The sequence below is a fragment of the Aeromonas sp. PrichA-15 genome (assembly GCF_017939245.1).
Taxonomy (GTDB): Bacteria; Pseudomonadota; Gammaproteobacteria; order Enterobacterales; family Aeromonadaceae; genus Aeromonas; species Aeromonas caviae.
The window spans coordinates 1-19,561 of record NZ_JAGKRH010000031.1; the positions used below are offsets into that span (position 1 = coordinate 1).

Consider the following 19,561-nt stretch of genomic DNA (forward strand, 5'->3'; position numbering starts at 1 on the left):
ACGGAGGTTGGCGGAGTTGCGGGGCTGCATAGGCGTCATGTTCATAGAAAAACGCCCCAGGCCATCGAGACCCAGGGCGGTGAAGATATCAAAGACCCGTTTTCCGGTAAATCGCAATGCGGCTCCGCTTAAGTGAACAGCATTGCAGCGAATGCTGGCCTCTTTATTTGGTCAAGATCTGTTATCAGGCCGCTTCTGCAGCCAGCTTGCCATTGCCACGCACCATGACACCGAGGCCACAGGCCAGCAGGGTCGGCAGCAACCAGGCCAGGCCCTTGTCAAACAGCGGCAGGAAGGCGAACGCATCCATCTTCATGCCGGCGGCGCCCAGGCCGTCCAGGCAGCCGAACAGGAAGGCGACCAGCAGCACGGAGCGGAACACCAGGCGGGGGCGACCGAAGTAACCCTTCAGGAAGGTGACCAGCACCAGCGCCACGGCAACCGGGTAGATGGCGACCAGCACCGGAATGGAGAGGCTGATGAGCTGGCTCAGGCCCACGTTGGCCACGACGCCGCAGATGACACCCAGCAGCACGACCAGCTTCTTGTAGCTCATGCCGGTCAGGTTGTGGAAGAAGTCGGAGCAGGCGGAGATGAGGCCGACGGCCGTGGTGAAGCAGGCCAAGGTGATGATGGCAGCCAGGATGAACTGACCCGGTTGGCCGAACAGGCTCAGCACGTAGGCGTTGACGATGGCACCGCCGTTGCTCACGTCGGTGGCGACGCCGGCAGCGGTGTTACCCAGCTGGAACAGGGAGACATAGACCACGGAGAGACCGATGGCGGAGATGATGCCCGCGATGGCCAGGTACTTGAACTGGCTCTGGTAGTCATGGATGCCTTTCTGGCGCAGCAGGTCGACGATCAGGGCGCCGAACATCAGGGACGCCAGGGTGTCCATGGTGTTGTAACCTTCCAGAATGCCCTTCACGAAGGGGGTGCTTTGGTAGTCACCGGATGCGGCAGGCATGCTTCCTTGCGGTGCGACGAAGACACCGATGGCCAGGGTCAGCAGCAGCAGCATCAGCAGCGGAGTCAGGTACTTGCCGATGGCATCCATCAGCTTGCCCTGGTTCAGGGAGACCAGGATGGCCACGCCGAAGAACAGTACTGTGTAGGCAGCCAGACCGGATGGTCCCATGTCGCCAAGGAAGGGCTTGAGGCCCATCTCGTAGGCCACTAGGCCGGTACGGGGGGCGGCGAAGGCCGGGCCGATGATGATGTAGATGGCGACGGCCAGTGCGGTGGCCACGCCGGTCGGCAGCAGCTTGGTCATGCCGGCCCAGCCGTTACCAGCCTTGGCGACGGCGATGATGGTGATGAGGGGCAGGCCCACGGCGGTGACCAGGAAGCCCAGCATGGCCAGGGAGAGGTGCTCACCCGCCATGAAGCCGGCCAGGGGCGGGAAGATGATGTTGCCTGCGCCCAGATAGAACGCAAAGGTCATGAAGCCCAATCCGAGTACATCGGACAATGTGAGTGATTTCGTCAAGTTCAACCTCGTCTGTCTTGTAAACTATTGCTTGTTATAGTTTTTTATTTGTCAGTGACCGGCACTTTCCGGGGGTAAAAAAAAGAGCCCCGCTGGTTTTTTCATCGCGACCAGTGGTTTGAACTGGTCTTGAGCGGGCGCTCATTTAGCAGTCAGCATAATGATGTGAAAAAATAGTTCAAGGCAAAATTTACATCTTCAAATAGAAGGGGTTGGTTAGTTGGATATATCTGTCGGAATAGCCTCCCGTGGCAGAATGGATCACAATTTCACCCCTCTCACACTTGTTTAATCCTCTGCCAAGCAGCAATAAAACACGATTTGCCTCTTTCCCCTCTCTGGTAGTAACAGCCAGATAACAACGCTCATACAGATCATAACTCGACGAAATGCATAAAATTTCATCCGCCATCGCCGTGGGCAGCACCAGGGCCAGTTGCCCGGTACGGCTCAGCAGGCGATCGCTGGCGGCCAGCAATCCCCTGGGGTCGAGCCCCCCGGTATGACGGGCCAGAGCCCTGGCCGGATCGCGGAGTGTCTGGCCTGCCGGGAAATAGGGCGGGTTGGAGACGATGAGATCGTAAGGGGGGGCGAGGTGATCCTGAATGGCGCTCTCTATGATGGTGACCCGCTCACGCCAGGGGGAGGCCGCCACATTCTCCTTGGCCTGCATGGCTGCATCCATATCCAGCTCTACCCCGTCTATGTGGCAGTCGTTCGTGCTGCGTTGGGCCAGCATCAGGGCGATGAGGCCGCTGCCGGTGCCGATGTCCAGCACCCGGCGGGCGCTGTCGACCGGCGCCCAGGCTCCTAGCAGAATGCCGTCCGTACCGACCTTCATGGCGCAGCGGTCGTGATCGATGTGAAATTGCTTGAACGTGAAACCGTTGTTGCGCCCCATTCGGCCCTCCTCCTGTGCCTGCCCGCGGAAAATGGCCGGCGATTATAGCGGCTAAGCCACAGTCACCATAGGAGCCGACGGCATAATCGCCTATAATCTGCCGCTTCCTTAATGACCGAGTATTGCCATGAGCCAGTCCTTTGATGATTTCGACCTGAATCCAGCCCTCAGTCGGGCCTTGGCCGAGATGGGATTCACCCGCCCCACCACCATCCAGCAGATGGTGCTGGAGCCAGCCCTGGACGGCCGCGATATTCTGGCTTCTGCGCCGACCGGAACCGGCAAGACCGCCGCCTTCCTGCTGCCCGCGATGCAGCACCTGCTGGACTTCCCGCGTCGCAAGCCGGGTCCGTGCCGCATGCTGATCCTGACTCCGACCCGCGAGCTCGCGCTGCAGGTGAGTGCTCACGCCAAGGCCCTGGCGGTGCACACCCATCTCAGCATCGAGACCATCATCGGTGGTGTCAGCCATGAAGAGCAGCTGCCTGCCCTGACCAAGACCACCGACATCGTGGTGGCCACCCCGGGCCGTCTGCTCGAGTACATCGAGAAAGAGGAGTTCGAGAGCCACGACATCGAGGTGCTGGTGCTGGATGAAGCGGACCGGATGCTGGACATGGGCTTCATCAAGGACGTGAACCGCATCGTGGAAGAGGCGCGCTACCGCAAGCACACCATGCTCTTCTCCGCCACCCTGGAAGGGGCCGGCCTCGAGAAGTTTGCGAGCGAGATCCTCAAAGACCCGGTTGAGCTGCACGCCGAGCCGCCCCGCAGCGAGCGCCGCCCCATCACCCAGTGGATCCACCTGGCCGATGATGCCGCCCACAAGCTGGCTCTGCTGGTGCACATCCTGAAAAACCCGGAAACCCAGAAGGCCATCATCTTCGTCAAGACCCGTGAGCGGCTGGCGGAGCTTTCCGGCCAGTTGCAGGCGGCAGGCGTGCCCTGCGCCTGGATCCGTGGCGAGATGGAGCAGGCCAAGCGCATCGAGTCTATCCGCAAGTTCCACGAAGGGGAGGTGCCCTTCCTCATCGCCACCGACGTGGCCGCCCGCGGCATCGACCTGCCGAACGTCAGCCATGTCATCAACTACGACATGCCCTACGGCGCGGATGTCTATGTGCACCGCATCGGTCGTACCGGTCGTGCCGGCAACCGTGGCTGCGCCATCAGCCTGGTGGAAGCTCACGACATGGCCATGGTCGCCAAGATCGAACGCTACACCGAGGAGCGCCTCAAGCGCCGGGTGATCGATGAGCTGCGCCCCAGACACAAGGAAGCGCGGGTGCCGGTGAAGAAGAAAAAGCCGAAGGATGCCAAGAAGTCGGCAAAGAAGAAAAAGAAGTAATGCCCCCGAGCACAGTTGAAACGGCCATCCCAGGATGGCCGTTTTGCTGTCTGCTGCCTGGGGAGTGGCCTGAGAGAGGCGCAGAAAAAAGCCGACGCAAGGACGTCGGCCAACAAAAAGTGCTTACAACAGAGGATTCACAGAGTCAGACCCGAGGATCTCCGACTTGGTTCCCTTGAATGTGTAATTAATTTTCAGCGCGCTTGAACATCAGGGTATTGGCGTCGGACTCTTCCGGTACAAAGTAGTAGCCGTCGGCATTGAAACCGGTCAGCTGTTCCACCCGGGTGAGCCGATGCTTGATGATATGGCGTGCCATCATGCCGCGGGCCTTCTTGGCGTAGAAGCTGATGATCTTGAACTGGCCGTTCTTCTCGTCCTTGAAGATCGGGGTGATGATGCGCCCCTGCAGGGCTTTCGGGCGCACCGACTTGAAATACTCGTCGGAGGCGAGGTTGATCAGTACGTCGTCCCCCTGGGCTGCCAGCGCCTTGTTCAGGTGCGCAGTGATGATGTCTCCCCAGAACTGGTAGAGGTCCTTGCCGCGCTGGTTGTCGAGGCGGATCCCCATCTCCAGGCGGTAGGGCATCATGAGGTCAAGCGGCCGCAGTACGCCATAAAGGCCGGAGAGCATGCGCAGGTGGGCCTGGGCGAAGTCGAGGTCGGCCTCGCTGAAATCTTCTACGGCCAGACCGGTGTAGACATCCCCCTTGAAGGCCAGCAGCGCCTGGCGGGCGTTGGCCGGCGTGAAGTCAGGCTGCCACTTGGCAAAGCGGGCGGCGTTGAGGCCAGCGAGCTTGTCGCTGATCTTCATCAGGCTGGCGATCTGGTCCGGGCTCAGTTGACGAGCCCGGGTGATCAGTGCTGCGGAGTGGTCCAGCAGTTCGGGTTGGGTGAAACGGGAGGTCACCAGGGGTGACTCGTAATCCAGCGTCTTGGCCGGGGAAACCACAATCAGCATAACTGTCCTTTACTAGCGGTGACGCACGCCCCTCATTCATCCAGGGTCACGTTGTCGAGAGTGCCTGCGCCCAGCTGCTCGCGACCCGACAGCTTGATGAGCAGTCGCAGGTCGTTGGCGGAGTCGGCATGGGCAAGGGCCTCACTGTAGCCAATTTGGCCGGCGCAGAACAGGGTGAACAGCGCCTGATCGAAGGTCTGCATGCCGAGCTCGCCGGATTTGGTCATCACCTCCTTGAGTCTGTGCATCTCTCCCTTGCGGATGATGTCGGTGACGAGCGGGGTGTTGAGCAGGATCTCGAAGGCGGCGACCCGGCGCTGCCCATGAGCGGAGGGGAGCAGCTGCTGGGCGACGATGGCGCGCAGGTTGAAGGAGAGATCGAACAGGAACTGGCGGTGCTTCTCCTGGGGGACCAGATGCAGGATGCGATCCAGCGCCTGGTTGGCATTGTTGGCGTGCAAGGTGGCGAGGCAGAGGTGCCCCGTCTCGGCGAACTGGATGGCGAACTCCATGGTCTCCTGGGAGCGGATTTCACCGATGAGGATGACATCCGGGGCCTGGCGCAGGGAATTTTTGAGGGCGACATCGAAGGATGCGGTGTCGATCCCCACCTCCCGCTGGGTCACCAGGCAGCGATCGTGCTGATGGACGAACTCCACCGGATCCTCCACCGTCAGGATGTGGCCGTCACCGTGCTGGTTGCGAAAGCCGATCATGGCCGCCTGGGTGGTGGACTTGCCGGCACCGGTGGCGCCGACGAAGAGCACCAGCCCGCGTTTGGCCATGGCGACCTCCTGCAGGATGGGAGGCAGCACCAGCTCGTCAAAGGTGGGGATGCGGGTCTCGATGCGGCGCAGCACCATGCCCGGCATATCCTGTTGCCAGAAGGCGCTGACCCGAAAGCGCCCCAGCGAGCCTCGCTGGATGGCGTAGTTGGCCTCGCGGGTGTGCAGGAAACGCTCGAAGTGGGTCTCGTCCAGGCTCTCCCTGATCAACGCCAGCGCCGTCGTATTGTCGAGGGGGGCTGGTCCGAGCGACACCAGACGCCCGTTGACCTTGAGGGTCGGGGGAGCATCGACCGTGATGAAGAGATCCGAGCCCTTTTGTTCAACCAGTGCGGCGAGCAGAACATCCATGTTCATGGCGACTCCTTGGGTGTGCGAGCTTAAATGGTATTGGGATCGACCGCCTTGGCCTTGGCATCGAGGGATGCGACGACCCCCCGGTTGACCAGCTGCTTGAGGCTCTGGTCCATGGTCTGCATGCCGTGGGTCATCCCGGTCTGGATGACGGAATAGAGCTGGGCCACCTTGTCTTCCCGGATGAGGTTTCGCACCGCCGGGATCCCCAGCATGATCTCGTGGGCAGCCACCCGGCCGCCACCGATACGCTTGAGCAGGGTCTGGGAGATGACCGCCCGCAGGGATTCGGAGAGCATGGATCGCACCATGTCCTTCTCCGAGCCGGGGAAGACGTCGATGATTCGGTCGATGGTCTTGGCAGCCGAGGAGGTGTGCAGGGTGCCAAACACCAGGTGACCGGTTTCGGCGGCGGTCATGGCGAGACGGATGGTTTCGAGGTCCCGCATTTCACCTACCAGGATGATATCCGGGTCTTCCCGCAGGGCCGAGCGCAGGGCGTTGCTAAAGCTCTTGGTGTCGCGGTGTACTTCCCGCTGGTTCACCAGGCAGCGTTTGTTCTCGTGCACGAATTCGATGGGGTCCTCGATGGTGAGGATGTGGTGGTGGAAGTTGTCATTGATGTAATCGACCATGGCGGCCAGGGTGGTGGATTTGCCCGAGCCGGTGGGCCCAGTCACCAGCACCAGGCCGCGAGGGTACTCCGCTATCTTGCGAAATATCTCTGGCGCCCCCAGATCGTCCAGGGTCAGAACGGTGCTCGGGATGGTACGAAACACCGCGCCCGAGCCGCGCGCCTGCTGGAAGGCGTTGACCCGAAAGCGTGCCATGCCGGGCACTTCGAAGGAGAAGTCCACTTCGAAGTTCTCCTCCAGCTCCTTGCGCTGGTGGTCATTCATGATGTCGTAAATGAGGGCATGGACTTCCCGGTGATCCAGGGCGGGCAAATTGATCTTGCGAACCTCCCCATCAACCCTGATCATCGGGGGGACCCCGGCCGAGAGGTGTAGATCCGAAGCCTTATGCTTTACACTGAATGCCAATAACTCTGTGATATCCATAGATTTGTTATTCTCCCATCACAAGATTACGAACGAAATATGAGCCAGATTGCCCAGCACCTGCTTCAGGTAAAGGAACGTATTGTAGAGGCTGCCCGGCGTGTTGGCCGCAGCCCAGATCACATCCAGTTGCTTGCTGTCAGTAAAACCAAGCCGCTGGGGGACATTCAGGCTGCCTATGCCGCCGGCCAGCGGCGCTTTGGCGAATCCTACGCCCAGGAGGCCGCGCTCAAGATTGATGCCTTGCGCGAGCAGAACGCCTGTACAGACATAGAGTGGCACTTTATCGGCCCGCTGCAATCGAACAAGTCCAAGCTGGTGGCGGAGCGGTTCGACTGGGTTCAAAGTGTCGATCGCGACAAGCTCATCGAACGCCTCAACAACCAGAGACCGGGAGGGCTCGCGCCGCTAAATATCTGTCTGCAAATCAATATTAGCGGAGAGAGCAGCAAATCCGGTACGTCGGAGCAAGAGATTTTCCGCCTGGCCTCCCTGGTGGCCCAAAGCGAGCGGCTGCGGTTGCGCGGCCTGATGGCCATCCCCGAGCATACCCGCGACGAGGGGGTGCTCGCGGCCCAGATGGCGCGCATGCAGGCTCTGTTCACCGAGCTTGCGCAACAATACCCGAGCGTCGACACCCTTTCGATGGGAATGACCGAGGATCTTGAGCCTGCCATTGCCCATGGCAGCACCATGGTGCGGGTCGGGACCGCCATCTTCGGGGCCCGTGACTATTCATGAGCAAGAGCCGGGGCGAGAAACACCCCGGTCGTGCTTTTTTTCAGGTAAACAGGCGCGTGTGATGCTGTCAGCCCGCACAGGCTGGGTCGGCATCCGCTGCGATGTCAGTAACAGGAGTGTTTGATGCAGCAGAGAACCCTCGCCTTCATCGGGGCAGGCAACATGAGCCGCAGTATCATTGCCGGCCTCATCCAGGCGGGTTACCCGGCAGAGCGTATCATCGCCGCCAATCCGAGCCGCCCCAAGCTGGACGAACTGGCCAGCCAGTTCGGCATCCGTATCACCCAGGACAACGCCGAGGCGGCCCGTGAGGCCGAGGTGATCGTGCTGGCGGTCAAGCCCCAGCTGATGGCGGGCATGCTGACGGCGCTGGTGGCCGAGCTTGGCTCGCTGGATGGCAAGTTGCTCATCTCCATCGCTGCCGGCATTCGCGTCGCGCGCTTGCAGGAGATGGCGGGTGGTCACGATCGCATCATTCGCACCATGCCCAACACCCCCTCCTTGCTGGGGCTGGGGATGACCGGGCTCTATGCACCGCCCGCCATCGGGCAGGCCGATCGGGCGGTGGCCGAACAGATGATGCAATCCGTGGGCAAGACCCTCTGGGTGGATCAGGAGGCCGGCATCAACGGCGTCATTGCGGCGGCGGGCAGTGCCCCGGCCTACTTCTTCCTGTTCATGCAGGCGATTGCCGAGGAGGCCGAGGCCATGGGCTTTACGCCGGAGCAGGCTCGCCTGCTGGTGCAGCAAACCGCTCTGGGGGCGGCCGCCATGGTGGAGCAGAATCCCGAGCTGTCGCTGCAGACCCTGCGCGAGCAGGTGACCAGCAAGGGCGGGACCACGGCCGAGGCCGTCAAGACATTCCAGGAGCAGGGGCTGATGCCGCTGACCGCAAGAGCCATGCAGGCGGCCGTTACCCGGGCCGGCGAAATGGAAACCCTTTTCTGAATCCCTTTTAGCAAGGAGCCCGGATGAACACGGCTTACTTTTTGATTAACACTGTCTTTGATCTCTACCTCATGGTGGTGCTGATGCGGGTCTGGCTGCAGTGGGCGCGGGCCGACTTCTACAACCCCATGAGCCAGATGGTGGTCAAGCTGACCAACCCGCTGGTGGTGCCCCTGCGCCGCGTCATCCCGGGTTTTGGCGGGCTGGACATGGCCTCTGTGCTGCTGGCGCTGCTGATCGCCTTTGGCAAATTGGTCCTGCTCAAGAGCATGAATGTGCTGCAGGCGGACTGGCTCACTCTCTGTCTGTTTGCGACGCTCACCGTGCTGAAGAAAGCGGGTTCCATGATCTTCTGGATCCTGCTTATCCGCGCCATCCTGAGCTGGGTCAGCCAGGGTCGCAACCCCATTGAATACGTGATGCACCAGCTCACTGAACCCTTCCTGGCCCCCATTCGCCGCATCCTGCCTGCACTGGGCGGGCTGGATCTCTCCGTGCTGGTCGCCTTCATCGCGCTGCAGGCCATCAACTACCTGATGGGGGATCTGTTCGGCCAGTTGTGGTGGATGATCTGATGCCCGCTGTCCTGCTGGAAGGGGACGAGCTGGTGTTGCATCTGATGATCCAGCCCAAGGCGAGCCGGGATCAGATCATCGGATTGCACGGTGACGAGTTGAAAGTGGCCATCACGGCACCGCCGGTGGATGGTCAGGCCAACAGTCACCTGATCAAGTACCTGGCCAAGCAGTGCAAGGTGGCCAAGGGGCAGGTTCGCATCCTGCGGGGGGAGCTGGGTCGGCACAAGACGGTCGCCATCGACGCGCCAAAACAGATCCCCGCCGAGATTGCCGCTCTGCTCGATAATCAGGGTTGATACGAGAGGGATGACATCATGAAAACAGCCTGGATGAGTTGCCTGCTGGCACTCCTGATGACGCTGCCGCTGCGGGCTGAGCAGATGCAGGAGCTGGGCCCCTGGAAAGTGCACTACAGCGCGTTCAACTCCAGCTTCCTCACCCCCGAGGTAGCCAGGACCTATGGCCTGGAGCGCAGCCGCTATAACGGCATCGTCAATATCGCGGTGCAGAACAAGCAGGGGGTGGCACAGGCGGTGGGGATCAGCGGCGAAGCCCGCAATCTGACCGGCACCCTTCGCCCCCTGAATTTTCAGGAGGTGAAAGAGGGGAATGCCATCTATTACCTGGCAGTGCTGCCCTATCGCAATGAGGACACCTACCAGTTCACCCTGAAGATCATGGGAGAGGGGCAGCAGCAGACGCTGACCTTCCAGCAGACCTTCTACGTCGACTAGATTGCAGGGTGAATGCAGATGCCCTGCCCCCACGGGGGCGGGGCATTTTTTTGCCCGGTGAACCGGTACTCGACGTCAGTGGCTGGCCAGGGGATAGGTAAACAGGGCCAGGTGGGCGAAGTTGAACAGGAAGTGGAGCAGGATGGCGACACTGAGGCGCCCGCTCAGCTGGAACGCCAGGCCATAGCAGGCCCCCGCCAGCGCGGCGAACAACACCAGCAACGGGCCACCGGCAAGATGGGCTGCGCCGAACAGCAGGCTGGCGACCAAAGACCTGCCCAGGGCGTGCTTCGGCTTGCCACCCCTTGCTGGATGCATCCCCGGAACAGCGCTTCTTCCGCCACGCAGGTGAACAGCAGGTTGTTGAACGCGAACAGCCACCACCAGTGGGGCAGTCCCGCTTCGGGTTTGAGGGCGCCCAGTTGCCAAGCGGTGATGAGCAGGGCCGCGAGCGGCAGGATGAGCAGGGCCAGCGGCCGCCAGCGCATCGTTCCACCCGGGCCGAGCAGGCCGGGGATGGCCAGCAGCAGGGCGAAGAAAATGAGCGGCTTGTCCAGATTGAGGTAGAGGGTGAAGGGCACGCTGGCCGGGCCCGCCTGTACCTTGTCGAGCACCCTGAGATTGTCAAAGCCGGGCACCAGATGCAGCGTCAGGGCGAGGGACCACAGCAGTACCAGCGTCAGTGCGACGCCGCGCCAGGGTGGGGGCAGGGTGGGGGTACGCCAGGCCAGCAGCAGACCGGCGAGGCTGACAAGAGCGGCGAGGGGCGCGAGTCGCTCAAGCCAGAGGGCGGTAAGCAGGGCAAGTCCCAGCAGGAGCATGCCGGGCCTGGTCCGGCGGGCGAGGCAGCAGAGTACGGCCAGCCCCAGGACGAGCCAGATGAGGATATCGGGGAGTGGTAACATCGAGTCTCCTTGTATGAATGAAGGGCGCACCTTAACGATCCCCATGGTCTGGTTCAAGGAAAAGGGGGTGGCCGAGACTGGCCGGCAGAAGACGCGCAATGAAAAGCCGGAGCTGGGCTCCGGCTTGGACGGCGGCAAGATGCCACCGAGAGAGGCGATGGCCTTCCCGTATCAGCGACCGGACTCGGCGATGACCCGGGTGATGATGTCGGCGCGTTTGCTGGCTTCCAGCTCGCCCAGGGCGATGAGACCGGCCTTGAAGATGACGTTCTTCGGCAGACTGACGTCATCCAGGGTGGTGATGGCCTCGACGTGCATGCCGTTCAGGCGGCTGGCATCGCGCGGGCTCAGGTTGACCTGGGTGTTCAGCACCTGCTTGCCCTTCTTCTTGGGCTGGGCGGGTTTCTTCGGTTGATCCAGCTCGTCTTCCGGCAGTTCGTCATCAAAATCGTAAATGGACATAGTCAATCCTGTTGGGTTGCAAGGGGCATGCTCGCCCGAATGGGGGTAATCAGCCCATATCCTCGTTGCGGATAAAGGCGCGCCAGGAGCCGAGTACCTGGGCAAAATCTTCCAGCCCGCACATGGCCAGCTGTTCATCATCGTAGTAGGCGAGATCGTCGAGATCCTCGTCCTGCTCGATATTGAGGACATTGGCCTTCACCTCGGCTTCCTCGTGGGTCAGCAGCAGGGAGTAGTCGCCCCCCAGCAGCCGGTATTCGGTGCGGGCCCGGCTGGAGAGCTGGTCGATGATGGCGAACAGCTCGTCGAGCTTCTCCTCATCCTTGCCCACCTCGTCGATCAACCACTGGCCGATGGCTTCATGGCCCATGGAGAACCGGGCGCGATAGCCACCGAACGGGTCGCGGCGAAATTCATAATCCATAGCGGAGTCCATATCGGAGGGTGAAACCACCACGGCGCAAAGCGGCATGATGCCGGATCATTGATCCATGGTGGGGCACTGATAGCGTAAAGTGGCCTATTCTAGCGATCCCCCCCGCGCTTGTCTTGATGATGTGGGATCTTTAACGGGTGATCCCGGTGATGGCGCACGCCGGGGACCCTGTCAACGAATGGTATGGAGAGGCAATGCAGCTCAACGACGCGCTCGCGCATCAGATAGTCAGCCGGGCGATGAAGATCCTGTCGTTCTCGGTCAATGTCATGGATGAGCGGGGACTCATCATTGCGTCCGGCAATCCGGAGCGGCTGCACCAGCGCCACGAGGGGGCCGTGCTGGCCCTGACCGAGAACCGGGTGGTAGAGATAAGCGAGGCCACCGCCCGGGAGCTCAAGGGGGTGAGGCCCGGCATCAACCTGCCCATCGCCTATCAGGGGGAGCTGCTCGGCGTCATCGGCATCTCGGGGGATCCGGACATCGTGCGTGCTTACGCCGAGCTGGTGCGCATGACCGCCGAGCTCATCCTGGAACAGGCGGCACTCACCGAGCAGTTGCAGTGGGACAAGCGCCACAAGGAGGAGCTGGTGTTGCAGCTCATTCGCGGCGAAGGGCGGGCCGATCAACTGCAACAGGTGGCCCGCTTCCTCGAGCTGGATCTCGCCCAGCCCCGGGTGGTGGCCGTGCTGGCGCTGGAGGAGGCCGAGCCCGCCCAGGTGAGGGAGCTGGTTCACCTGCTGGAAAACCCGGAGCGGGACAACCTGGTGGCCATCAACGGCCTGGACGAGATAGTGGTGCTCAAACCCGCCCAGCTCAGCGACGGCGTCTGGCAGTCGGCGCAGGAGCGCAACCGGATCCGGCAGCTGCTCTCCCGTATTCCCCATTTCAAGGTTCGCATTGGGGTGGGTGATTACTTCGCCGGCATCCCCGGGCTGGCGCTCTCCTACCAGACGGCGCGAGACACCTTGCGCCGTGGCATGCGCCAGTCGCCCCGCAAGCAGGTCTATTTCTTCGAGGATTACCGGCTCTCAGTGCTGCTCGGCACCCTGGCGGACTCTTGGCAGGCGGATCAGCTGCGGGCTCCGCTGCAAAAGCTGGCGCAGGAGGACACAAAGGGAACGCTGCAAAAGACGCTGCGCCAATATTTCTTGCAGGATTGTGATCTGCATCCCTGTGCCGAAGCCCTGTTCATTCACCCCAACACCCTGCGTTATCGACTGACCCGGATAGAGCAGATAACCGGTTTGAATTTCAACAAGTTAGATGACAAGTTTCTGCTCTATCTCGGGCTCAGTCTCGATAGCTGATCTGTCTTTTCCAACAAAAATGCAAGGCTGGTAAATGCTTTTTTTGGTTTTATGGCCAAAGCATTCCAGGCGGGGATCCCCATAATGGCGCCACTCATTACAACAACAAGGTGCCCGTCATGATCCCAGTCTCCGCGCTCGGCGCGCTCGCCGCGCTTTCCATCGCCATCTTCCTCATCCTGAAGAAGGTGCCGCCTGCTTACGGCATGATTGTCGGTGCCCTGGCCGGTGGCCTGATCGGTGGCGCCGACCTGACCCAGACCGTCGCCCTGATGATCGGCGGCGCCCAGGGGATCACCACGGCAGTGATGCGGATCCTGGCGGCGGGTGTGCTGGCCGGGGTGCTCATCGAATCGGGCGCCGCCACCACCATCGCCGAGACCATCGTCAAGAAACTCGGCGAAACCCGCGCCCTGCTGGCCCTGGCGCTGGCCACCCTGATCCTGACCGCGGTCGGCGTCTTCGTGGACGTGGCCGTCATCACGGTCGCCCCCATTGCGCTGGCCATCGCCCGCCGCGCCGATCTCTCCAAGGCGGCCATCCTGCTGGCGATGATAGGCGGTGGCAAGGCGGGCAACGTCATGTCTCCCAACCCCAACGCCATCGCGGCAGCCGACGCCTTCCACCTGCCTCTCACCTCGGTGATGGCGGCGGGCATCATTCCCGGCCTGTTCGGTCTGGTGATGGCCTACTGGCTCGCCAAGCGCCTCAACAACCGGGGCAGCAAGGTGGCAGCCGACGAGGTAGTGAGCTTTGACGGTGCCAAGTTGCCCGGCTTTGCCGCCGCCATCAGTGCGCCCCTGGTCGCCATCCTGCTGCTGGCCCTGCGTCCCATCGCCGGCATCGTGGTGGACCCGCTCATTGCGCTGCCCCTCGGCGGCCTGGTGGGGGCCCTGATGATGGGCAAGTTCACCAAGGTGAACCAGTTTGCCGTCTCGGGCCTGGCCCGTATGGCGCCGGTGGCCATCATGCTGCTGGGGACGGGGACCCTGGCGGGTATCATCGCCAACTCCGGCCTGAAAGATGTGCTCATCAGCGGCCTGACCGCTTCCGGTCTGCCCTCCTATCTGCTGGCCCCCATCTCCGGTGCCCTGATGTCGCTGGCGACCGCCTCGACCACGGCCGGGACCGTGGTGGCCTCCAACGTGTTCAGCGCCACTCTGATTGAACTGGGGATCAGCAGCCTGGCAGGGGCCGCCATGATCCACTCCGGCGCCACCGTGTTTGACCACATGCCCCACGGCTCCTTCTTCCATGCCACCGGCGGCAGCGTCCACATGGGCGTCGGCGAGCGACTCAAGCTCATCCCCTACGAAACCGCGGTCGGTCTGACCGTCGCCGTTGTCTCCACCCTGATGTTTGGCGTGTTTGGCCTCGCCTAAGGAACTGATATGAAAATTGTGATCGCCCCCGATTCATTCAAGGAGAGCCTGAGCGCCATGGCGGTGGCCGATGCCATCGAGGCCGGTTTCAAGCAGGTGCTGCCGGATGCCACCTACGTCAAGCTGCCCATGGCCGATGGCGGCGAGGGGACGGTGCAGTCTCTGGTGGATGCCACCGGTGGTCGCATCCTGCCGGTCGAGGTGACCGCCCCCCTCGGCAACAGGGTACAGGGCTTCGTGGGCCTGCTGGGGGATGGCAAGCGCGCCGTCATCGAGATGGCGGCGGCCTCCGGCCTCCATCTGGTGGCGCCCGAGCTGCGCAATCCGCGGCTCACCTCCAGTGTCGGCACCGGGGAGCTGATCCTGGCCGCGCTGGAGATGGGGGTGAACCACCTCATCCTCGGCATCGGCGGCAGCGCCACGAATGATGGCGGTGCCGGCATGATCCAGGCACTCGGCGGCAAGCTCCTGAAAGCAGATGGTACCCCCATTGCGCCGGGCGGTGCCGGTCTGGCCGAGCTGGCCACCATCGACCTGAGCGGGCTGGATCCACGTCTGACCGGACTCACCATCGAGGTGGCCTGCGACGTGGACAATCCGCTGTGCGGCCCGAAAGGGGCGTCCGCCGTGTTCGGTCCGCAGAAGGGGGCAACTCCCGAGATGGTGGCCGAGCTGGATGCCAATCTGGCCCGTTACGCGGACTGTATCGAGCAGGCGCTCGGCAAGCAGGTGAAGGAGATCCCGGGAACGGGGGCCGCAGGCGGCATGGGGGCAGCCCTGGTGGGGCTGCTCGGCGCCGAGCTCAAACCCGGCATCCGGATCGTCATCGAGGCGCTGAATCTGGCTAAGGCGGTGGCCGATGCGGATCTGGTCATCACCGGCGAGGGCCGCATCGACAGCCAGACCATCCACGGCAAGACGCCCATCGGGGTGGCTCGCTGTGCCAAGCAGTTCGGTAAGCCGGTGATCGGCATCGCCGGATGCCTCACCGATGACTGCGGCGTGGTGCACGAGCACGGGCTGGATGCGGTGTTCGCCGTGGTCAATCGGGCCATGTCCCTGCCGGAGGCGCTGGCCACCGCCACCACCAACCTGCAGCTCACGGCCCGCAACGTGGCGGCTCTCTACCTGCTGCGCAAATGACCCTCTCTCCTGGCCGATGCGGTGCATCGGCCTGACCCTGCCCCGTGCAGCAGAGTGAGCGGCCCGGCGTGGCACCTCTGACGCACTTGCCGATCCTTGGGTCGGCTTTTTTTATTATCCTGCTGTCTTTCATATGGTTTTTGTATTCTGACAAGGGGCTTTGCGGCATAGTGATCTCCCGACAGTGAGGGAGCCACGAGAAACAAGGCCCGCCTGAGGGAGGGCTTCCCATTCCGGGGGGCAATGTGCGAGGTGCGAGCCATGATCCTGCTGACCCTGGGGGTGGTGTTGTTCACCCTGACTCATCTTTACCCCTGTTTTGCGGCACAGCACCGCGCCCGTCTGCGGGCTCGGCTGGGGGAGAACCGCTACAAGGGGCTCTTCTCGCTGCTGGTGTTCGTCGCCATCGGCTGCATCCTCGCAGGCTGGCGCAGTGCCAGCCCCATGCCTCTCTATTTTCTGCCTGTCTGGGGGCCCACCCTGGTGATGGGGATCATGCCGATCGCCCTTGTCCTGCTGTGCGCGGGGCAGGGGGCCAACCATTTCCGCCGTTGGCTGGTGCATCCCCAGCTGCTCGGGGTGCTGCTCTGGTCGGGGGCCCATCTGGCGGTGAACAGCGAGGCGCGCTCCCTGGTGCTGTTTGGCGGGCTCGGTCTCTGGACACTCATCAGCATCGTCTGGATTTCGATGCGGGAGTGGGGTCGTCACCCCCGTGCCGCCGCCACCTGGCAGGGGACGGGGATCAGTCTGGGGGCGGGGCTGGCCCTCACGGCTCTGCTTATCTTCTGGGGACACGGCTGGCTGACCGGGATCCCCCTGCACTGATCCCTGAACCAGATTCCAGGGTCTTGCGGATGATGGACAAAACAATGGGAGTCACGTCGATGAAATGGTTCACCCTGCTGCTGATGCTCGGCTCGGGCGCGGTCTCTGCCGCCTGCCCCGATTACTTCAACGTGGAGATGCGGGAGCTCAACAGCACCCAGCGCCACAACCTCTGCCAGTTGACCGAGGGCAAGGTGGTGCTGGTGGTCAACACCGCCTCCTACTGCGGTTACAGCGGTCAGTTCCGGGATCTGGAAGCCCTCTATCAGGGCTACAAGGAGAAGGGACTGATGGTGTTGGGCTTCCCCTCCAACGATTTCTGGCAGGAGGCGGGCAACGAGAACAAAACCGCCGAGGTGTGCCGCCGGGACTACGGGGTGACCTTCCCCATGTTCAACCGGGTGGCGGTGCGGGGTTCGGATGCGGTGCCGCTGTTCAAGGGGCTGGCCGCGGCTGCCGACGGTGATGCGCCCAACTGGAACTTCCACAAGTACCTGGTCGGGCGGGACGGCAAGCTGATTGCGAGCTATGGCGCCAACCAGAATCCGTCGGATGATCCTCTCAAACAGCAGATCATCGATGCCCTGGGGCACTGACCCTACCCCATGGCGGGCCGCTCTGGAATAATGCGGCCCCGCCATCCACTCCGGTGACTCCGTGCTGCAACGTCTTCCCCAAATGGTGATCTTCGATGCCCTGGTTCGTGAACAGGGTATCTCGGCGGCTGCGCGCCGCCTCGGGGTCTCCAAATCCCACATCAGCAAGCAGCTCGCCCTGCTGGAAACCGCGCTCGGCGCCCAGCTGGTACAGCGCACTACCCGCCGTTTCGGGCTCACCGAACTGGGTCAGGAGTATGCCCGCCACTGCCGCGCTCTGGTAGCGGTGGCACTGGAGGCGGAGTCCATGGTGGCGGAGCGCCGTGGCAAGGTGAGCGGCGTGCTCCATCTGGGGGTTGGTCAATCCTTCGGGCGGTTGCACGTGATCCCGCGCCTCAAGGCGTTTCAGGCACGTTATCCGGATCTGGAGCTGGAGGTGTCCCTGTTCGATCACCGCACCAATCTGGTGGATGAGGGGCTGGATCTCTGGATCACCACCTACGAGGACAAACCCGAGTCCCTGGTAGGGCAGCGACTGGCAGACATCGGTTTCGTACTGGTGGCCTCGCCGGATTATCTGCTGAGTCACGGCACGCCACTGCACCCCAGAGATCTGGCCCATCACAATTGCATCACCTACCAGAGCCGGGAGCGGCGCTACCACGAGTGGTCATTTCGCCAGGGCAAGGAGCGCCAGACGGTGCAGGTGGCGGGCAACTATCGGGTGGATCTGGCGGAAGCGGTGCGTGACGCCGCCCTGGCCGGGCTCGGCATCGCCTATGTGGCCAACTACCTGCTGGACAAGGAGCTGCAATCTGGTCAGCTCATCCCTCTGCTGCCCCAGTGGCAACCGAACCAGAAGATGGCGGTGCACGCCGTCTATGCCAGGCGAGAGCATCTGGATCCCAAAATCCGGTTGTTCATCGACTTCCTCAAGGAGAGCTTCGGACCCGGGCCCTACTGGGCGCAGCGACTCGCACCCTGGCTCGGGGGGAAATTGTCCGGCACCGAGGAATAATCGTTTCCATAAAAGAACACTGGCGTGAGTGCGGTTTCAAAGTTGTGTCAAATCAGTCAGTTGGCGCAACCGATATCGTGCAAACGTTTTTGCTAACAGGGTTGTAACCCGGCAGGGTTGCGGCGGTGAGGGGAGGGGAGCAGAATCCGCGCCCATCTTCAGCCTCACTGGATGGAATCCCCATGATTGCCCTGCTTGGTATCCTGAGCATCCTGGCCCTGGCCGCACTCTGCTCTGATAATCGTCGTCGTATCCCGTTGCGAACAGTGGGCTTTGCCCTCTGCCTGCAAGTGCTCTTCGCCGCCCTGGTGCTCTGGCTGCCCGCCGGTCAGCAGGTATTGAACGGTGTCAGCGAGAGCGTCAGCAGCGTCATCGGCTACGGCCAGGAGGGGATTGCCTTCCTGTTCGGGGATCTGGCCAAGTTCAAGCTGGGCTTCATCTTCGCCTTCAACGTGCTGCCGGTGATCATCTTCTTCTCCGCGCTGATCGCCATCCTCTATCACATCGGCCTGATGCCCAAAGTGATCGCCCTGCTCGGCGGCGGCCTGCAGAAATTGCTGGGCACCGGCCGCGCCGAGAGCCTCTCTGCCACCGCCAACATCTTCGTCGGCATGGTGGAAGCGCCGCTGGTGGTCAAACCCTATCTCTCCAGGATGTCCGATTCCCAGTTCTTTGCGGTGATGAGCTGCGGGCTGGCCTCGGTAGCCGGCGGCACCCTGGTGGGCTACGCCAGCATCGGGGTCGAGCTGAAATACCTGATTGCGGCGGCCTTCATGTCCGCCCCTGCCGGGCTTGCCATGGCCAAGATCCTGGTGCCGCCCGCCGCGCAAGAGGAAGATCACCACGAAGACGTGGAGATCCCCCGCGCCACCAACGTCATTGAAGCGGCCGCCGATGGCGCCATGGCGGGTCTCAACATCGCCGTCGCCGTGGGGGCGACCCTGCTGGCCTTCGTCGGCGTGATCGCCCTGCTCAACGGCCTGCTGGGCTGGGCCGGCGACCTGGTGGGGCTGGAGCTGAGCTTCCAGATCATCCTGGGCTGGCTGTTTGCCCCCGTCTCCTGGCTCATCGGCGTCCCCTGGGATCAGGCCCAGGCGGCCGGTGCCCTGATCGGCACCAAGATCGTCATCAACGAGTTCGTCGCCTTCATCGCCCTGGTGCAGGATCAGACCCTGAACGAGTCGAGCAAGGCCATCGTCACCTTCGCCCTGTGCGGTTTCGCCAACATCTCTTCCATGGCGATCCTCATCGGCGGCCTGGGGGCCATGGTGCCGGAGCGCAAGTCTTTCATCGCCCGTTACGGCATGCGCGCCATCCTGGCGGGGGTGCTGGCAAACCTGATGAGTGCCTCCCTGGCAGGCTTGTTCCTCGCCCTCTGATAGACCCTGGAAGTCAGCACCTTCCGGTCATTGCCCGCTTCGGCGGGCTTTTTTGCACCCGCTTGCAGGCAAAAAAAGCGCCTCTGGGGAGGCGCGGGGAAAAGACAGATTGGAAGCGTCACATGGGTGCCACCTGAATGAGGGATGAGCCGTCCCATTCAAGTGTGAAGCCATGATGCCTGATGCTCTCTGAAGCGCTTCT

At 62.4% G+C, this 19,561-nt stretch carries 20 protein-coding genes and 1 pseudogene; 13 read left to right on the top strand and 8 right to left on the bottom strand.

Annotation, left to right across the window (positions count from 1 at the left end):
- Positions 1-184 precede the first annotated feature (184 nt).
- Together brnQ and J9889_RS05940 are read right to left on the bottom strand one after the other, a co-directional pair.
- The gene (gene brnQ, locus J9889_RS05935) at positions 185-1,492 is read right to left on the bottom strand and encodes a branched-chain amino acid transport system II carrier protein (RefSeq protein ID WP_039040015.1); all 1,308 of its coding nucleotides are present in this window, start codon (positions 1,490-1,492) and stop codon (positions 185-187) included.
- A gap of 190 nt (positions 1,493-1,682) precedes the next feature.
- Positions 1,683-2,393: a methyltransferase gene (locus J9889_RS05940; protein ID WP_210556126.1), complete on the bottom strand. Its 711-nt coding sequence runs from the start codon at positions 2,391-2,393 to the stop codon at positions 1,683-1,685.
- Positions 2,394-2,520: 127 nt separating this feature from the next.
- On the opposite strand from J9889_RS05940, the gene srmB reads away from it, so the two are divergent.
- Positions 2,521-3,741, top strand: coding sequence for an ATP-dependent RNA helicase SrmB (srmB, locus tag J9889_RS05945; RefSeq protein WP_041210934.1), 1,221 nt, complete (start codon positions 2,521-2,523; stop codon positions 3,739-3,741).
- Positions 3,742-3,928: 187 nt separating this feature from the next.
- On the opposite strand, the gene yaaA is transcribed toward srmB, so the two are convergent.
- Genes yaaA through tapT form a run of 3 tightly spaced genes read right to left on the bottom strand, consistent with a single transcriptional unit; the run spans position 3,929 to position 6,902 of the window.
- Positions 3,929-4,702: a peroxide stress protein YaaA gene (yaaA, locus tag J9889_RS05950; protein WP_201972384.1), complete on the bottom strand. Its 774-nt coding sequence runs from the start codon at positions 4,700-4,702 to the stop codon at positions 3,929-3,931.
- A gap of 32 nt (positions 4,703-4,734) precedes the next feature.
- Positions 4,735-5,844 carry a PilT/PilU family type 4a pilus ATPase gene (locus tag J9889_RS05955; RefSeq protein WP_109112046.1) on the bottom strand — a complete coding sequence of 370 codons (1,110 nt, stop codon included), beginning with the start codon at positions 5,842-5,844 and terminating at the stop codon, positions 4,735-4,737.
- 23 nt (positions 5,845-5,867) lie between these two features.
- On the bottom strand, positions 5,868-6,902 hold the full coding sequence (gene tapT / locus J9889_RS05960) for a type IVa pilus ATPase TapT (protein ID WP_010673050.1): 1,035 nt from the start codon (positions 6,900-6,902) through the stop codon (positions 5,868-5,870).
- Positions 6,903-6,941: 39 nt separating this feature from the next.
- On the opposite strand from tapT, the gene J9889_RS05965 reads away from it, so the two are divergent.
- The 5 genes from J9889_RS05965 to J9889_RS05985 all read left to right on the top strand — a co-directional run bounded on the left by J9889_RS05965 (position 6,942) and on the right by J9889_RS05985 (position 9,903).
- Complete coding sequence (locus tag J9889_RS05965; protein WP_049636471.1) at positions 6,942-7,643, top strand: YggS family pyridoxal phosphate-dependent enzyme; 702 nt, start codon at positions 6,942-6,944, stop codon at positions 7,641-7,643.
- A 123-nt stretch (positions 7,644-7,766) separates the two neighbouring features.
- On the top strand, positions 7,767-8,591 hold the full coding sequence (proC, locus tag J9889_RS05970) for a pyrroline-5-carboxylate reductase (RefSeq protein WP_069784313.1): 825 nt from the start codon (positions 7,767-7,769) through the stop codon (positions 8,589-8,591).
- 23 nt (positions 8,592-8,614) lie between these two features.
- Positions 8,615-9,166 carry a YggT family protein gene (locus J9889_RS05975; protein WP_182955357.1) on the top strand — a complete coding sequence of 184 codons (552 nt, stop codon included), beginning with the start codon at positions 8,615-8,617 and terminating at the stop codon, positions 9,164-9,166.
- Positions 9,166-9,465, top strand: a complete 300-nt coding sequence (yggU, locus tag J9889_RS05980) for a DUF167 family protein YggU (RefSeq protein ID WP_010673054.1) — start codon at positions 9,166-9,168, stop codon at positions 9,463-9,465. The genes J9889_RS05975 and yggU overlap by 1 nt, the downstream gene beginning before the upstream one ends.
- 18 nt (positions 9,466-9,483) lie before the next feature.
- Positions 9,484-9,903: a DUF4426 domain-containing protein gene (locus J9889_RS05985; protein WP_049636470.1), complete on the top strand. Its 420-nt coding sequence runs from the start codon at positions 9,484-9,486 to the stop codon at positions 9,901-9,903.
- Between the two features lie 75 nt (positions 9,904-9,978).
- Here the strand turns inward: J9889_RS05985 and J9889_RS05990 are convergent.
- The 3 genes and pseudogenes from J9889_RS05990 to J9889_RS06000 all read right to left on the bottom strand — a co-directional run bounded on the left by J9889_RS05990 (position 9,979) and on the right by J9889_RS06000 (position 11,694).
- A pseudogene (locus J9889_RS05990) lies at positions 9,979-10,808 on the bottom strand (CPBP family intramembrane glutamic endopeptidase).
- A 171-nt stretch (positions 10,809-10,979) separates the two neighbouring features.
- Complete coding sequence (locus J9889_RS05995; RefSeq protein WP_201972385.1) at positions 10,980-11,270, bottom strand: hypothetical protein; 291 nt, start codon at positions 11,268-11,270, stop codon at positions 10,980-10,982.
- A 49-nt stretch (positions 11,271-11,319) separates the two neighbouring features.
- Positions 11,320-11,694 carry a YacL family protein gene (locus J9889_RS06000; protein WP_039039964.1) on the bottom strand — a complete coding sequence of 125 codons (375 nt, stop codon included), beginning with the start codon at positions 11,692-11,694 and terminating at the stop codon, positions 11,320-11,322.
- Positions 11,695-11,900: 206 nt separating this feature from the next.
- Between J9889_RS06000 and J9889_RS06005 the strand changes: the two genes are divergently transcribed.
- The 7 genes from J9889_RS06005 to J9889_RS06035 all read left to right on the top strand — a co-directional run bounded on the left by J9889_RS06005 (position 11,901) and on the right by J9889_RS06035 (position 19,359).
- Positions 11,901-13,016 carry a sugar diacid recognition domain-containing protein gene (locus J9889_RS06005; protein ID WP_182955353.1) on the top strand — a complete coding sequence of 372 codons (1,116 nt, stop codon included), beginning with the start codon at positions 11,901-11,903 and terminating at the stop codon, positions 13,014-13,016.
- 119 nt (positions 13,017-13,135) lie between these two features.
- A complete protein-coding gene (locus J9889_RS06010; RefSeq protein ID WP_182721758.1) occupies positions 13,136-14,398 on the top strand; it encodes a GntP family permease in 1,263 nt (420 codons plus the stop codon).
- 9 nt (positions 14,399-14,407) lie between these two features.
- Positions 14,408-15,541 (top strand): glycerate kinase, encoded by a 1,134-nt coding sequence (locus J9889_RS06015; protein ID WP_182955349.1) that lies wholly within the window; start codon positions 14,408-14,410, stop codon positions 15,539-15,541.
- Positions 15,542-15,802: 261 nt separating this feature from the next.
- Positions 15,803-16,366, top strand: a complete 564-nt coding sequence (locus J9889_RS06020) for an NnrU family protein (protein ID WP_182955344.1) — start codon at positions 15,803-15,805, stop codon at positions 16,364-16,366.
- 59 nt (positions 16,367-16,425) lie between these two features.
- The gene (locus J9889_RS06025; protein ID WP_010673063.1) at positions 16,426-16,962 is read left to right on the top strand and encodes a glutathione peroxidase; all 537 of its coding nucleotides are present in this window, start codon (positions 16,426-16,428) and stop codon (positions 16,960-16,962) included.
- Positions 16,963-17,044: 82 nt separating this feature from the next.
- Positions 17,045-17,980, top strand: a complete 936-nt coding sequence (locus tag J9889_RS06030) for a LysR family transcriptional regulator (protein WP_010673064.1) — start codon at positions 17,045-17,047, stop codon at positions 17,978-17,980.
- Between the two features lie 182 nt (positions 17,981-18,162).
- Positions 18,163-19,359, top strand: coding sequence for a NupC/NupG family nucleoside CNT transporter (locus J9889_RS06035; RefSeq protein WP_041214468.1), 1,197 nt, complete (start codon positions 18,163-18,165; stop codon positions 19,357-19,359).
- The last annotated feature ends 202 nt before the right edge of the window (positions 19,360-19,561 follow it).